13 protein-coding genes are annotated in these 15112 nt (G+C 50.0%); 4 read left to right on the top strand and 9 right to left on the bottom strand.

Annotated features, from left to right (window positions below; translation table 11 throughout):
- Positions 1 to 87: 87 nt before the first annotated feature.
- From ACFFJP_RS07290 to ACFFJP_RS07260, 7 genes are all read right to left on the bottom strand, one after another.
- Positions 88 to 2010, bottom strand: coding sequence for a SurA N-terminal domain-containing protein (locus ACFFJP_RS07290; RefSeq protein ID WP_377241949.1), 1923 nt, complete (start codon positions 2008 to 2010; stop codon positions 88 to 90).
- A gap of 190 nt (positions 2011 to 2200) precedes the next feature.
- A complete protein-coding gene (hupB, locus tag ACFFJP_RS07285) occupies positions 2201 to 2473 on the bottom strand; it encodes a nucleoid-associated protein HU-beta (protein WP_031565609.1) in 273 nt (90 codons plus the stop codon).
- Between the two features lie 210 nt (positions 2474 to 2683).
- Complete coding sequence (lon, locus tag ACFFJP_RS07280) at positions 2684 to 5080, bottom strand: endopeptidase La (RefSeq protein ID WP_377241947.1); 2397 nt, start codon at positions 5078 to 5080, stop codon at positions 2684 to 2686.
- 205 nt (positions 5081 to 5285) lie between these two features.
- Positions 5286 to 6566, bottom strand: coding sequence for an ATP-dependent protease ATP-binding subunit ClpX (clpX, locus tag ACFFJP_RS07275; RefSeq protein WP_208930954.1), 1281 nt, complete (start codon positions 6564 to 6566; stop codon positions 5286 to 5288).
- 70 nt (positions 6567 to 6636) lie between these two features.
- Positions 6637 to 7242, bottom strand: coding sequence for an ATP-dependent Clp endopeptidase proteolytic subunit ClpP (gene clpP, locus ACFFJP_RS07270; protein ID WP_037045517.1), 606 nt, complete (start codon positions 7240 to 7242; stop codon positions 6637 to 6639).
- A 110-nt stretch (positions 7243 to 7352) separates the two neighbouring features.
- Complete coding sequence (tig, locus tag ACFFJP_RS07265) at positions 7353 to 8663, bottom strand: trigger factor (RefSeq protein WP_377241943.1); 1311 nt, start codon at positions 8661 to 8663, stop codon at positions 7353 to 7355.
- A gap of 207 nt (positions 8664 to 8870) precedes the next feature.
- The gene (locus ACFFJP_RS07260; RefSeq protein ID WP_377241941.1) at positions 8871 to 9356 is read right to left on the bottom strand and encodes a GNAT family N-acetyltransferase; all 486 of its coding nucleotides are present in this window, start codon (positions 9354 to 9356) and stop codon (positions 8871 to 8873) included.
- A 147-nt stretch (positions 9357 to 9503) separates the two neighbouring features.
- Between ACFFJP_RS07260 and pxpA the strand changes: the two genes are divergently transcribed.
- The 4 genes from pxpA to pcp are packed head-to-tail and all read left to right on the top strand — an operon-like array spanning position 9504 to position 12571.
- The gene (gene pxpA / locus ACFFJP_RS07255) at positions 9504 to 10256 is read left to right on the top strand and encodes a 5-oxoprolinase subunit PxpA (protein ID WP_377241939.1); all 753 of its coding nucleotides are present in this window, start codon (positions 9504 to 9506) and stop codon (positions 10254 to 10256) included.
- Positions 10253 to 10966 (top strand): DUF969 domain-containing protein, encoded by a 714-nt coding sequence (locus ACFFJP_RS07250; RefSeq protein ID WP_377241937.1) that lies wholly within the window; start codon positions 10253 to 10255, stop codon positions 10964 to 10966. The genes pxpA and ACFFJP_RS07250 overlap by 4 nt, the downstream gene beginning before the upstream one ends.
- Entirely contained in the window at positions 10966 to 11913 is a 948-nt protein-coding gene (locus ACFFJP_RS07245; protein ID WP_377241935.1) for a DUF979 domain-containing protein, read from the top strand. Before ACFFJP_RS07250 ends, ACFFJP_RS07245 begins: the two co-directional genes overlap by 1 nt.
- 13 nt (positions 11914 to 11926) lie before the next feature.
- Positions 11927 to 12571: a pyroglutamyl-peptidase I gene (gene pcp / locus ACFFJP_RS07240; RefSeq protein ID WP_377241933.1), complete on the top strand. Its 645-nt coding sequence runs from the start codon at positions 11927 to 11929 to the stop codon at positions 12569 to 12571.
- Here pcp and ACFFJP_RS07235 read toward each other — a convergent pair.
- Positions 12568 to 13287 (bottom strand): polysaccharide deacetylase family protein, encoded by a 720-nt coding sequence (locus ACFFJP_RS07235; protein WP_377241931.1) that lies wholly within the window; start codon positions 13285 to 13287, stop codon positions 12568 to 12570. The genes pcp and ACFFJP_RS07235 overlap by 4 nt on opposite strands.
- A gap of 219 nt (positions 13288 to 13506) precedes the next feature.
- Positions 13507 to 15054: a cation:proton antiporter domain-containing protein gene (locus tag ACFFJP_RS07230; RefSeq protein WP_377241928.1), complete on the bottom strand. Its 1548-nt coding sequence runs from the start codon at positions 15052 to 15054 to the stop codon at positions 13507 to 13509.
- Positions 15055 to 15112 lie beyond the last annotated feature (58 nt).

Below are 15112 nucleotides of genomic sequence, written 5' to 3'. Positions count from 1 at the left end.
GGCAGCGTTAGTGTCACTGGATGTCAGCCAACGCTGTTCATGCCATAAAAAAAGCCCGCAACGCGGGCTTTTTCATATTAGTCAACGTTACTGTTGTTCAGTTGCTGCGGTCAACACTGCCAGATTACGGCTGATTTCTGACCTTTCGCGCAGTGCTTTTTGCACAATAGCAAAGTGAGACTGACTCAGTTGGTTTGCCAGATTATCAAGCTCTGCCTGCGCTGGCTCACCTTGTGCAGGAACATCAGTCACTTTACTGACCAATACCAGCGCTGCATCACCACTTTGCAGTTTAGTGCTGCCGAAACTTACGGTTTTGTCTTTGGTTGGTTTTGCCAACTCAAACGCCTTGGTACGGATCTCCGCATCCAGTGCACCACCAAACCGGGCGGTAGCAACCGATTTCTCCAGTGTCAGACCATTAGCAGCAACCAGTTCGCTGATCGCTTTACCGGCCTGTAACTCAGCCAATAATGCCGCAGCTTTTTGCTGTGCCAACTCTGCTGATTGCTCAGCAATGTAAGCCGCCTGTACTTCAGCTTTGACTTCATCAAAGGTCTTGTTCTTCGCTGGCTGATGCTCAACCAGACGCGCGACCACTACATGTTGAGGCGCTAGTTCAACAACATCACTGTTTGTGCCTGCGCTAATGAAATCAGCGTTAAACACCGTATCAAGGAATTTAGGTGAATTCAGCGCGCCAGGTGCTGTCGCACGGCTGAACATGGCTGCAGTCTGGACTTTAGCGCCAACAGCAGTTGCTGCATCTTCCAGATTATCCGCCACTTCAAAACTAACTTCAGCGAGCTTTTGTTGTAACTCGGCGAACTTCTCTGCTGACTTTTCAGATTTAACAGCCGCAACAATAGTGTCTTTCACTTCATCAATGCTTTTCACTTTGGCCGCTTCAACTTCAGTCAGTTTGATGATGTGGTAACCGAATGACGTTTTGACCACCGCCGATAAATCACCGGCTTTGTTTAATGCATAGGCTGCCGTTTCAAACTCAGGTTCCATCACGCCTTTCGTGATGAAATCTAAATCACCACCGTTTTCAGCAGATACTGTGTCTGCAGAGTGCTGCTTCGCCAGCGCCGCAAAATCAGCCCCGCCCTGCAGTTCTTTCAGAATACCTTCGGCTTTGGTTTTTACATCGGCATTGTCTTCTGCAGATTCCAGCAGAATGTGCGACACGCGACGGCGCTCTTCACCCTGATAGCGGCTCAGGTTGGCATTGTAGTATGCACTGATGTCGCCATCATTCACTTGAATGTCTTTGGCTAAATCAGCAGCGTTTAACTCAACGTACTGTAATGACAGCTGTTCCGGCGTTGCATAACGCGCTTGATTCTGTTGGTACCAGGTATTGAGCTGAGCATCATCAAACTTAACGTCTTTTGCCAGCTCTGTAGCTTTCACGGTGGCGTACTCAATATCGCGAGTTTGCTGTTGTAAAGTCATCAGTGATTTCATTTCGCCTGGTAAGGCAAAGTCAGAGCCCGCCAGACCGACTAACAACTGATTGCGGCTATATTGCTCACGCAATAGATCACGTAGTTGATTGGCTGTCAGATTGCTCTGACGTAACACAGCCAGGTAGCGGTCATTATTAAAAGCACCGTCAACTTGAAATTCTGGCATTTTCAGTACAGCGTCTTTTAAAAATTGATCGCTGATCGCAATGCCAAACACCGTGCTTTGTTGTTTTAACAGCGTTTCGTCGATCAAACGCTCTAATACCTGATTACGGAAATTGTTCATGTAATTGGTATCAGCAGCTAAGCTGGCGAACATCTCGCCAAACTGCTGTTCCATCCGTGCCCGCTCATTCTGATAGCTTTGTTCAAACTTCGTCCGGCTGATTTCTTCGCCGTTGACGACGGCAACCGGTTGGTCGGCATTGTTACCGAAGTAGCTGCTGACGCCTGAAACCGCAAACGTCAGGATAACGAGGCCCAGCACGACCTGAGCAATAATGCCCTGCGAACCATCTCTGATCTTTTCTAACATGCTTGATTTATCTCTTTTCGCTGCAATAGCTGGCTTAAAAAAAAAGCGCATCTTATCAGATGCGCCTTTTTTATAGAAGCTGTGAAGGAACTGTAACGACCTTAGTTGATTGTCATCTGAGCGACAGTGGCAACAGGCACGGGTTCCTTTGAGCCCGAATCACTTACCCGGCGCGCCGGATCAGCGTTTCTTAGTTCACGCTGTCTTTTAACGCTTTGCCTGGCTTGAAAGAAGGGATCTTCGCAGAAGCGATTTGGATCGTTTCGCCAGTTTGTGGGTTACGACCAGTACGGGCTGCACGCTCGCGTACTGCGAAAGTACCGAAACCAACCAGCGCAACTGAGTCACCTTCCTTTAAAGCTTCAGTAACGGCTTCGATGAACGCGTCAAGAGAACGACCCGCTGCCGCTTTAGAAATGTCTGCACCAGCAGCAATTTTGTCGATAAGTTGAGACTTGTTCACAATATCATCCCCTTCAATTGTTATTATTTTCTACAACCAGATTCAAAGTACATTCTTGTGTTCGGCTTTTGTTATATCAAGCCATAAACAGGCTTGCAAGCACAAATCCAAGGGTCCTGAAAAATTCTTGGTGTCTCGCCAGCCCTTGTCCTACAAGGGCTGCACCGAAACTGCCCCTAAATTAGCACAGCCTGAGCTTTTGAAAAGCCCCTAAACCGGATTTTTTTGGGTTTTTTTGGCTCTTGTGCTCTTTTTTTCTTCAGTGATCACAGACATACCGGTTGGCGGCTCCTGTAAAGCCAGTTCCAGCACCTCATCTATCCATTTTACCGGGCAAATTTCGATGTCGCCTTTGACGTTATCTGGAATGTCTTTTAAGTCGCGCACGTTGTCATGTGGGATCAAGACTCGTTTGATGCCACCGCGGTGCGCTGCCAACAACTTCTCTTTTAACCCACCAATCGGCAATACTTCGCCACGCAAGGTAATTTCGCCGGTCATCGCAACATCTGCCCGCACCGGATTGCCGGTCAGACTGGATACCAATGCTGTGACCATCGCAATACCTGCGCTCGGACCATCTTTTGGTGTGGCACCTTCTGGCACGTGGATATGGATATCGCGTTTCTCATAGAAGTCTTCGTTGATGCGCAACGTTTCCGCACGGCTTCTGACTACAGTCATAGCGGCCTGGATGGATTCTTTCATCACATCGCCTAGCGAGCCTGTGTGCGTCAGTTTGCCTTTGCCCACTACTGCTGCTGCTTCAATCGTTAACAAATCACCACCTACAGATGTCCAGGCAAGGCCTGTGACCTGACCAATCCGGTTACTGTCTTCGGCTTTACCATAGTCAAAACGTTGGACACCCAAAAACTCTTCCAGATTGTCCTGGCCAATGCGTACTGTCTTGACCGCTTTGTTCAGCAGTATTTGCTTCACAGCTTTGCGGCACAGTTTGGAGATCTCGCGTTCCAGACTACGCACACCGGCTTCCCGCGTGTAATAGCGGATAATGCCAATGATGGCGCTATCTTCAACGGTCAACTCGCCTTTTTTCAAGCCGTTGCGTTCGATTTGCTTATTGACCAGATGCTGTTTCGCGATATTTAATTTTTCATCTTCGGTATAACCGGACAGACGAATCACTTCCATCCGGTCCAGCAAAGCTTCAGGGATATTCAGACTGTTACTGGTTGCGAAGAACATCACATCTGACAGGTCATAATCCACTTCCAGATAATGGTCACTGAAAGATGAATTCTGTTCCGGATCCAATACTTCCAATAGCGCCGCTGCCGGGTCACCGCGGAAATCTGATGCCATCTTGTCGATTTCATCCAACAAGAACAGCGGATTACGTACACCTACTTTGGCCATTTTCTGGATGATCTTGCCAGGCATTGAGCCAATGTAGGTACGGCGGTGCCCGCGAATTTCCGCTTCGTCCCGCACGCCACCCAACGCCATCCGCACATATTTGCGACCCGTTGCTTTGGCAACAGACTGACCCAAAGACGTCTTACCGACCCCCGGAGGACCAACCAGACACAAAATCGGCCCTTTTAATTTGTTGACACGTTGTTGTACTGCCAGATATTCCAGAATGCGTTCTTTCACTTTGTCTAGACCATAATGGTCGGCATTCAAAACCTCTTCAGCCAGCGCCAGATTCTTCTTCACTTTAGAACGGGCTTTCCAAGGCACTTGCGTCAGCCAGTCAATATAAGAGCGAACGACAGTCGCTTCAGCAGACATCGGTGACATCATTTTCAGTTTGGACAACTCAGCACTGGCTTTGTCTTTTGCTTCAGTTGGCATCTGTGCCGCTTCGATTTTACGACTGATCGCTTCAAATTCGTCCGGAGCATCATCGAGCTCGCCAAGCTCGCGCTGGATCGCCTTCATCTGCTCGTTCAGGTAGTACTCGCGCTGGCTTTTTTCCATCTGCTTTTTCACACGGCTACGGATCCGCCGTTCAACTTGCAGGATGTCAATTTCCGATTCCATCATCGCCATCAGATATTCGAGGCGTTCAGTGACGTCGATGATTTCGAGTACTTTTTGCTTATCCTCGACTTTCAACGGCATGTGTGCAGCCATGGTATCGGCGAGGCGCGCGGCGTCGTCGATGCCCGACAGTGCAGTTAACACTTCCGGTGGAATTTTTTTATTAAGTTTGATGTAGCCTTCGAACTGGTTCACCGCTGAACGCAGGAATACTTCCTGCTCACGGCTATCCAGTTCTGGTGATGCAATCACATCGACATAGGCCATAAAGGTTTTGTCGGTTTCAGTGAAACCGGCTAATTTGGCACGACGCCCACCTTCCACCAACACCTTCACGGTACCATCCGGCAGTTTCAGCAATTGCAGGATCGTGGCGACAGTCCCGACGGTAAACAAATCAGCCTCAGCCGGGTCGTCTAGTGTCGCGTCTTTCTGCGCCACCAGAAAAATTTGTTTGTCTTTGTCCATGGCCGCATCCAGGCACTTGATGGACTTTGCCCGCCCGACGAATAATGGGATCACCATATGCGGATAGACGACTACGTCGCGTAATGCCAGCACGGGCATGTGCAAACGTTCGACTGTTGCTTCTGTCATTAGAATTACTCTCGAATTAGTTACTGCAGGCGTGAGATAAGGAGTATATGGGGTTCAAAAGCTTCAGTTCAACGCCACAGCAAAAAAAATGCCTGTTGTGACATACCTTTGATTAAATGTGCGGCAAGATATTGAATCAGGTCAAAAAAAAAGGAGCCGAAGCCCCTTTTAATATCAATGCGCAATGCTGCGTGGCAGCTGGCGCTTAATGTGATTCTGCAGCGACTTTTTCCGGGTTCTGATACATCAGGATCGGCTGCGATTCACCGCGGATCACGGTCTCATCAACCACTACTTTAGCCACATCCTGCATGGATGGCAGTTCATACATCGTCTCCAGCAATACGCCTTCAACAATTGAACGCAGACCACGGGCGCCGGTTTTGCGCTCCATTGCTTTTTGTGCAATTGCTTTAAGTGCATCTTCGCGGAACTCGAGCTCAACCCCTTCCATCTGGAACAGCGCACCAAACTGTTTGATCAGTGCATTTTTCGGTTGACTCAGAATTTGCATCAGTGCCGCTAAATCCAGCTCTGTTAACGTGGCTACGACTGGCAGACGACCGATAAACTCAGGGATCAAACCGAATTTCACTAAATCTTCCGGCTCTACGTCACGGAAACTTTCAGTCAGACTACGGCTGGATTCTTTGCTTTTCACCTGGGCGCCAAAACCAATACTGGAGCCTTTGGCACTACGCTGCTCGATGATTTTATCCAGGCCTGCAAAAGCGCCGCCACAGATAAACAAGATCTTTGACGTATCAACCTGCAGGAATTCCTGCTGTGGATGTTTACGGCCACCTTGCGGCGGTACAGATGCCACTGTGCCTTCAATCAGCTTCAACAGGGCCTGCTGCACACCTTCACCCGACACATCGCGTGTGATTGACGGATTCTCGGATTTGCGCGAAATTTTGTCGATTTCATCGATATAAACAATACCACGCTGGGCTTTTTCTACATCGTAATCGCATTTTTGCAGCAATTTCTGAATGATGTTTTCGACGTCTTCACCGACATAACCCGCTTCGGTTAAAGTCGTCGCATCTGCCATGGTAAATGGCACATCAAGCAGACGGGCTAAAGTCTCAGCCAGCAGAGTTTTACCACTACCGGTTGGGCCGATTAACAGAATATTACTTTTGCCAAGCTCAACATCTTGTTTTTGCCCAACAGTGCGTAAGCGTTTGTAGTGGTTATAGACAGCAACCGCCAGCACTTTTTTCGCATGTTCCTGACCGATGACATAATCATCGAGGTGGTTGCGGATCTCTTTCGGCGTTGGCAGTTTATTACCATCCCGTTTTGGCGAAATGTCTTTGATTTCTTCACGAATAATGTCGTTGCACAGGTCAACGCATTCATCACAGATATACACCTGCGGACCTGCGATCAACTTGCGCACTTCATGTTGCGATTTGCCACAGAAAGAGCAATACAGCAACTTGTTGCTCTTCTCGCCGTCAGTGCGGTGATCAGACATGGAACTACCTCATTCTTCCCAAAGCGACGCCTTCGCGCCGCTTTTATTCAATCTTTGCTTAACAATCAGCTTATTTGGCTTCACGCTTGGTCAGGATCTGGTCAACCAAACCATAATCAACCGCTTGTTGCGCGCTTAAGAAATTATCACGCTCGGTATCACGGACCACTTCTTCCAGTGTCTTGCCACAATGTTCGGCCATCAGACGATTCAGTTTTTCTTTGATCGTCAGGATTTCACGGGCATGGATTTCAAAATCGGTCGCCTGGCCCTGAAAACCACCTAGCGGCTGATGGATCATCACGCGTGCGTTTGGCAACACATACCGTTTGCCTTTAGTGCCACCTGATAACAGGAACGCGCCCATACTGGCTGCCTGACCGACACACACGGTCGCGATATCACACTTGATATATCGCATGGTGTCGTAAATGGCGAGGCCAGCGGTGACGGAGCCACCCGGTGAATTGATATAGATGTAGATGTCTTTTTCCGGATTTTCTGATTCGAGGAACAGCAACTGCGCCACAATCAGATTAGCCATATGGTCTTCGACCTGGCCGGTCAGAAAAATAACCCGCTCTTTAAGCAGACGGGAGTAAATATCAAAAGAACGTTCGCCTTTAGCGGTTTGTTCGATGACGATGGGGACTAACGCGTTAACTAATTCGTTCATATGAGGTGTTGACACCATAACTGATTCCCTGAAATGCGGCAGCACAAATGAAAATGGCCTGAACACTGCTGCTCAGGCCATTAAAGCTGTCGCCCTGACTAAAGTCAATCTTAGTTCGCAGCAGCCGGATTCATAATTTCGTCGAACTTCGCCGCTTGTTCAGTAACTTTGGCTTTTGCCAGAACCAGATCAATGGCTTGTTCTTCCAGTGCGACGTTGCGCATACCTTGCAGCAGCTCTTTGTTGCTGTTGTAGTATTGCACCACTTCTTTTGGATCTTCGTAAGCTGAAGCTACAGTTTCGATCAGCGCTTGTACGCGGCTATCATCAACCTGCAGGTTGTTGGTTTTGATCACTTCACCCAGTAACAGGCCAACTTTGACGCGGTCACGGGCTTGTTCAGTGAACAGCGCGGCTGGCAGTTCTGGCAGGTTTTTCGCATTCATGTTCTGGCCAAAACGTTGCAGAGCCTGACGACGCAGCACTTCTACTTCGCTGTCAATCAGTGCTTGTGGCACGTCCAGTTCATGGTTCGCTAATAAACCTTTGATGACTTGCTCTTTCACTTTGCCTTTGATGGCTTGGTTCAGCTCGCGCTCCATGTTCTTGCGAACTTCGGTGTGCAGCGCGTCAACACTGTTCTCGCCCAGGCCAAACAGCTTGACGAATTCTTCGTTTACTTCTGGCAGCACTTGCGTTTCAACGCTGTTCAACGTGATGGCAAACTGAGCAGCTTTGCCTTTCAGGTTTTCAGCGTGGTATTCAGCTGGGAAAGTCACGTCGATAGTGAATTGCTCGCCGGCTTTTTTGCCGATGATGCCATCTTCAAAACCAGGGATCATACGGCCTTGGCCCAGTTCAAGACTGAAACCAGCAGCTTTGCCGCCTTCGAATTCTTCGCCGTCAATTGAACCAGAGAAGTCCATGTTGACGCGGTCACCAGCTGCAGCAGCATCGGCTTTAGCAGCCCAAGTTGCGTGTTGTTTACGCAGTGTTTCGATCATTTTGCTCATGTCGTCAGCAGCGATCTCAACCACTGGTTTGGTCACTTCAACTTTGTCGAGGCCAGTCAGCGCAACTTCAGGATACACTTCGAAAGTAGCAGTGAATGCCAGATCCTGACCTTCAGCCAATTGACCTGGCGCGAAAGTTGGGTTGCCTGCCAGGTTCAGCTTGTTGCTGACGATAGCTTGATAGAAATGGTTTTGCATCTGACGTGATGCCACGTCTTGCAGTACAGACAGACCAAACATTTTTTTGATGATTGCGACTGGCGCTTTGCCTGGACGGAAACCATCTACGCGACGGTTTTTGGCAATTTGGCGTAATTCTTTCTCGACTTCAGCACTGATAGCAGCGGCCGGAACTGTAATATTGACGCGGCGCTCTAAACCCTGAGTGGTTTCAACAGAAACTTGCATTTTGTTACCTCAAAATCAAAATCGGGCGTAGCGATACGCCTGCTTACCAGAGCCTGGCACTGTTGCATTAGAAGCTATGGCCGCCAAGCTGAACGTTTAATAGGACGCGGCATTATAGCGGGGGTTTTTCTAGGCGTCGAGCTTTTGATGAAAGCCCAGTAATGACGCGGCCTGGCGCTAAATTCCCTCTTATAAACGATGCATTTTTCAGATGTTTTTTGCTGCTATTTCCGCAGTCAGAACCAGACGCCGGTAACCAGCGCCATAATAATCTGACTCTTCACCACTAATCACAAAACCATGCTGTTGATAGAGCCTGAGCGCAGGCAAATTGTCTGGATCAGCAGTCAGCCAGATGTGGCTAATCTGCGGGGCAACTATTGGTAATCGACGTAAAAACTCGCGCAATAAGCCCTTACCTACCCCTTGCCCCTGCGCTTGCGGTGCCACCGCAAAAGACATCAGACTCAGACGAGACGGTTCAGCAAATTCAGGTCCACAAACCAAGTAGGCCAGAATTTCATCATCCCGACGAGCAACCCAGAATAAATCAGGCCACAAATCAAAAGCCTGACGGAAGAAAAACACCGGGTAGACCGGCGGCGGAAACGCGGTAACTTCCAGTTCTGCCACTGCAGCAAGTTCATCTTTTACAATAGGTCCAAAGGACAGCCCACCTGACAATTGCGCCATAGATACTCCTGTTAACACTGTGGTCCTGAACTATCATCTGCGGACCTTTGACTGAGCCAGTGTACCGGTACGACCTGACAGCAGCCAGCTTTACAGCAAAAAGCACAGCCTGTTAAGGTGCTGTCTGCTCCCCCTGATGGTGACCTGATGAAGTACATTGATTTAAATGCCGACCTTGGTGAAGGTTGTGGTGATGATTTGGCGATTATCCCGTTGTTGTCATCAGCCAACATCAGCTGTGGCGCCCATGCTGGCAGCGAGGCGGATATTGTCCGCGCGCTCCAAGCCTGCAAACAACATCAGGTCTGTGTCGGTGCCCATCCTTCATATCCGGATAGAGCCAACTTTGGCCGGCAGGTCATGGCAATGTCTGCTGACGCGCTGATTCTCAGCCTGCAACAGCAACTGCGTTATTTCCAGCAGTTGGCAGACGCGACGGGTGTTTTGATGGCCTACGTGAAGCCACATGGCGCTTTGTACAATCAAGCGGCAGTGAATAGTGATTTAGCAAGCCTGATTGCAGCTGTGGTCAAAGCCCATCGCGCAGATTTGCCGATATTGACCTTACCAGACTGCGCGCTGTTTCATGCCGCCAAGGCTGCAGGTTTGCCGGTATATCAGGAGGCTTTTGCCGACCGGGCTTATCTGGCGACAGGTCAATTGGTGCCACGCAGCCAGCCGGGCGCTGTGCTTGGTCATCAGTCGGCTTTGCAGCAAAGCTTGCGGTTAGTGCAAACAGGCTCCATTGAATGTATTGACCAGCAGAACATCCAGCTTACCGCCGACAGTTTGTGTTTGCATGGTGACAGTCCGGAAGCGCTGCAACTCGCCCATGACTTATCCTCGGCTTTGCAGCTCGCAGGCGTTCGTATTCAGTCTTTTATCGGGGTCTTCAGATGAACTATTGGCCCTTACTCGGCATCGCTGTGGTGATGATTGGTTTTGTCCTGCGTTTTAATGCGGTTTTAGTCGTGATCAGCGCCGGCATTGTGACTGGCCTTTGTGCCTGGATGCCGCCGCTACAACTGCTCAGCGCCATCGGCGAGAGTTTCCTGAAAACCCGGTCATTGCCGGTTATTTTGCTGTTACCCCTTGCCATTATTGGTTTGCTGGAACGACATGGTCTGAAACAACAGGCCCAACGTTTTATCGCCAACGTCAAAGGCGCTACTGTGGGTCGATTACTTAGTATTTATCTGCTGGCGCGTGAAGGCAGTGCCGCTTTAGGCTTAACCAGTCTCGGCGGCCATCCACAAATGGTACGCCCGCTGGTCGCCCCAATGGCGGAAGCGTTAGCGGAGCGCCAGCACCCTGGATTGACGCAACAAGTGCGGGATAAAGTAAAAGCCATGGCGGCGGCCACTGATAACATCGGCTTGTTTTTTGGTGAAGATATTTTTGTCGCATTTGGCGCTATCGTGCTGATGCATACCTTTTTGCGCGAATCCGGTATCGAAACCGATCCGATGCACATCGCACTCTGGGGGATTCCAACTGCAATTGCGGCCTTTCTTATTCATGCGATCCGCTTGCGCCGGCTTGACCATTATCTGGCAACAGAACATGCAAGACTGGCAAAAGCTTCCCAGCAGCAAACGGAGCGCAACTGATGCTGACATTAACCCATCTGTACTGGCTGGTTGGCGCCATCATGACACTGGTTGCAGTGCTGACTTTACTGGACCCGCAGCATCCACGCCGGTTTCGCAGTGGTTTGTTCTGGCTAAGCTACGGCGCAATTTTTGTTGTTGGTGATTATTTGCCGACTGCGGTAGTGGGTGCAATGGTGCTCGGGATGGCGCTACTAGCAGGGCTTGGCGGACTGGCTGCAGGCCCTTATCAGGCGTTACCGGATAAACTGCAACTGGCGTCACTGGAGCGGCTTGGCAAAAAACTGTTTATTCCGGCACTAGCGATCCCGGGTTTTACTTTGTTGTTGGTGTTGGTCATGGGTCAGTTTCCGACATTGCATTGGTTTGACCCGAAAAACCTGACCTTGTTGAGTCTGGGCGTTGCTTGTGTGCTGGCTTTTGCCATTGCCTGTTACCTGACCCGCGAATCACCGCGCCAGGGCGGCCTTGAAGCCAAACGCTTACTGGAAGCGATCGGCTGGGCATTTTTGCTGCCGCATTTACTGGCCACTTTAGGATTGTTGTTTAATCAAGCCGGCGTCGGGCAAATTATTGCGGCGCTCAGTCATGAATACCTGCAGCTCGACAGCCGACTGGCAGCTGTAGCCGCTTATGCGCTGGCAATGGCTGGCTTTACCGTCATTATGGGCAATGCGTTTGCAGCTTTTCCGGTGATCACTGCAGGCCTTGGTATTCCATTGTTAATTCAACAACATGACGCCAATCCGGCGGTCATGGCAGCCATTGGCATGTTCTGTGGTTATTGCGGTACATTGCTGACACCGATGGCGGCGAATTTTAATATAGTGCCTGTGGCATTGTTAGGGCTGAAAGATCAGCATGCGGTGATCAAAGCTCAGGCGCCAACGGCGCTGTTACTGCTCGCCGTCAATATCATATTGCTGGATCAGCTGGCATTTTTGTAACGGGCGCAATCTGATGAAAGTTCTGTTTACCGGTTTTGAACCTTTTGGCGGCGAAAGTACTAATCCGAGCGCTGTCGCAGTGGAGCAGATTTGCCTATTGCCGCCACCGACAGGTGTGCAGTGGCAGGCATTAATCCTGCCGGTCGAGTTCAGGCGCAGCGCCACGTTAATGCAATCCTGTATTAGCAGCTGGCAACCCGATCTGGTGCTTTGTATTGGTCAGGCGGGTGGCCGGCCGCAAATCAGTCTTGAACAGGTCGCCATTAATTTGCTGGAAGCGCGCATCCCGGACAACAGTGGCTGGCAGCCCAGTGGCGAACCAATCATCGCGACTGGCCCTGCGGCTTATTTCAGTACGCTGCCGCTTAAGGCGATCCGGCAGCAGCTGCAACACAACGGGATCCCAGTGAATATTTCATACACCGCAGGCACTTATGTTTGTAACGCGTTGATGTACCAGTTGCTGCATCATTTGTCAGCAATGAGCAGCTGCCGCGGTGGATTCATTCACATCCCTTATACGCCGGAACAAGCTGCCGGCAAGCCGGACGCGGCCAGTATGTCAGTTGCTGTTGTAGTTCAGGCGTTGCTTGAAATCGTCCGATGTTGCCAGCAATATTCAGAGGATATCGCCGCGGTTGGCGGAACGCTGGATTAGGGCGCCTGCTCAAGTTTGAGCAGTTCATGCACAGTAACAAACCGATACCCCTGCGCTTTCAGTTGGCGGATGATTTGTGGCACCGCCTGCATCGTCGCCTGTCGGCTGTCATACATCACATGCAGTAAAATAATCGAGCCTGGCTTCGTCTGCTGCACGGTATAGTCGACTAACGCCTGCGGATCTTTGGCAATTTTCGGAAAGTTTTCCGGCGCTACATCCCAGGTCACACTGACGCGATGGTGTTTCATCAGATACCAAGGTAATACCAGTAATTTTTTGCCGTAAGGCGGACGAAAATAAATGACCCCATCTACGCCACTGTCACGCAACAGCTTATCAGTTTGTTCAATCTCTCCGGCAACAAAAGCCGGTGATTTAAAAATCATCCGCTGATGACTAAAACTATGATTGCCTACCTGATGACCGGCGGCCAAAATTTGCCGTACCAGCTGTGGATGTTGCTGCACTTCCTGGCCAATCAAAAAGAAGGTCGCAGGAACTTCTTCCGCAGCGAGAATTTGCAGAATTTGATTGGTTTTGTCTGGCGTCGGGCCATCGTCGAACGTCAGTGCGACCACTTTCTCGCTGATCATCGCCTGACTTTTAATCTCACCAAACACCTGCAGGTCCGGCAAACTGCTTAAACGCCAGACGCCTGCAACACTAAATAAGACCAGGACAAGCAAAAACATAAAATGGCTTTGTACACGCATGCCAGAGTTCCTTAGCAGCCCTGTGCCGGACTTGTTGTTATGTACTTTCAGTCAGCCTGAAATGAAGGACGTGGATCTAAGCATAAGTTGTGCCAGCATCATGTATGTCCCTGCAAAATTGACATAAAGGCGGCATGGCAACTGCTAACGCGCAGTTGCTACTTAGAGTTGAATTTTTACATTACACAAAATGTAAAATTAATTGACACTATATCGATTTCAACCCGGCAGGCTTATATGCTGCCGCACCCGCTCAGCCAGGCCAAGCCCTGCTTCAGACATGGTCAAATAGGTATGATCCGCCCCAGCCGCCATAATTTTGCTCGCTTCGTCCTGTTGCATCGAATGCGACACAATCAGGCCTGCAAAACCCGCGGCACGCAATTTTTGCGTAGCAATGAGCTTGGCTTCGCTATCACTGAGGCACAAAATCACCGCTTTGACGCGGCCTAAATCCAGACCTTGCCAAAACACCTGGTCTTCCGCATCGGCGAATAAGACGTTATCACCGCGTTCCTGAAATTGCCGGACCCGTGCCGGGTCCGAATCCAATCCCACCAAATGCGTCTTGTGCTTCAGATAGTCATAGGCCGCACCGCCGGTGCGCCCCATCCCCATAATCATCACTTCCGCATCGCCTAAGGTGACCGGTTGTTCATCGGGATGATGGATGTTGCGTTCCAGCGGGATCAAGCGGCTGGCGAGACGTTCGTACAGCGGGTGCGCATAGCGGTTCAGCGGCGCTGAGATAACAAAGGATAAGGCGACCGTTAAAGCCAGTGGGATCAGGAATTGTGGCAAAGCCACACTCGCCACTATCAGCGCGAATTCGCTGTAGTTACTCAGTGTTAAACCAGAGAGAAAGGCACTGCGGGCCCGCAGTTTAAACAACACTAACAGGGTAAAAAACAATGCAGCTTTGAGCGGCAACAATACTGTCATCAGCACGGCAAACAACCAGGCAGTCTGGTCCGGTAGTCCCCCCAAGCCAATTTTCAGGAAAAACCCAACCAGAAAAAACTCTTTTAAACTCCACAAAGTCTTCGACAGCTCGCCGGCCCTGGGGTGTTTTGCCAGCAAAGCACCAAATACCAGAGCGCCTAGTTCTGCACTGAGTCCGACGACTTGGAAGCCCATACCACCGGCAACCACAGCCAACAGCACACCAAACAGAATTTGCAGATCATCATGGCCGGTTAAATCCAGCAATTTAAATAAAAGTGGCCGCAGCAACGGCACCGCCAGCACTAACAACGCCCAATAAGATGGTGTCACGCCGCTGGAAAAGCTCAACATAGCCATGGCGATCAAATCCTGCACGACTAAGATGCCAACAGCTACCCGACCATGAAAAGCCCGGATCTCCCGTTTTCCTTCCAGTACTTTGGCAGCTAACACTGTCGATGAAAATGCCAATGCAGCGCCAAGCATTAGGGCGTGATACCAACTGGGGTCGAACGCCAACCAAATAACCGGCGCATACAGCAAGGCTGACAACGCAAAATGCAGCACACTGCCACCCAGAACTTCAGGTTTTAGCAGACTACGGACGTTCAGTTTCAAGCCGACGGTAAATAACAATAACAACACGCCCAGATGTGCCACATGTTCGATAATGGCGTGCCCTTGCGGCAACTGCAGTGTTTCAGTACTGGCAGTAATAGCAAAACCTGCCGCCAGATAACCAATCAACGGCGGCAAGCCGCAAAGGCGCACCAGCATGCCAAGACTAAAAGCAAATCCAATCCAGACGGCTTCTAAAATCAACGTTATCTCCTTGTCTTTCTTATTTTTTTAGTCTGACAATATATGCGGCTACAGACAA

Source organism: Rheinheimera tilapiae (genome assembly GCF_042432165.1).
In the GTDB taxonomy this organism is placed as follows: domain Bacteria; phylum Pseudomonadota; class Gammaproteobacteria; order Enterobacterales; family Alteromonadaceae; genus Pararheinheimera; species Pararheinheimera tilapiae.
This window is presented reverse-complemented; position numbering and strand designations above follow the sequence as displayed.

Excerpts from the sequence above, each read along its gene's own strand:
- ACFFJP_RS07235 (WP_377241931.1), bottom strand. The coding sequence starts at position 13,287 with ATGCGTGTACAAAGCCATTTTATGTTTTTGCTTGTCCTGGTCTTATTT.
- ACFFJP_RS07250 (WP_377241937.1), top strand. The coding sequence starts at position 10,253 with ATGAACTATTGGCCCTTACTCGGCATCGCTGTGGTGATGATTGGTTTT.
- pcp (WP_377241933.1), top strand. The coding sequence starts at position 11,927 with ATGAAAGTTCTGTTTACCGGTTTTGAACCTTTTGGCGGCGAAAGTACT.
- tig (WP_377241943.1), bottom strand. The coding sequence starts at position 8,663 with ATGCAAGTTTCTGTTGAAACCACTCAGGGTTTAGAGCGCCGCGTCAAT.
- clpX (WP_208930954.1), bottom strand. The coding sequence starts at position 6,566 with ATGTCTGATCACCGCACTGACGGCGAGAAGAGCAACAAGTTGCTGTAT.
- pxpA (WP_377241939.1), top strand. The coding sequence starts at position 9,504 with ATGAAGTACATTGATTTAAATGCCGACCTTGGTGAAGGTTGTGGTGAT.
- ACFFJP_RS07260 (WP_377241941.1), bottom strand. The coding sequence starts at position 9,356 with ATGGCGCAATTGTCAGGTGGGCTGTCCTTTGGACCTATTGTAAAAGAT.
- lon (WP_377241947.1), bottom strand. The coding sequence starts at position 5,080 with ATGACAGAAGCAACAGTCGAACGTTTGCACATGCCCGTGCTGGCATTA.
- clpP (WP_037045517.1), bottom strand. The coding sequence starts at position 7,242 with ATGAACGAATTAGTTAACGCGTTAGTCCCCATCGTCATCGAACAAACC.
- ACFFJP_RS07290 (WP_377241949.1), bottom strand. The coding sequence starts at position 2,010 with ATGTTAGAAAAGATCAGAGATGGTTCGCAGGGCATTATTGCTCAGGTC.
- ACFFJP_RS07245 (WP_377241935.1), top strand. The coding sequence starts at position 10,966 with ATGCTGACATTAACCCATCTGTACTGGCTGGTTGGCGCCATCATGACA.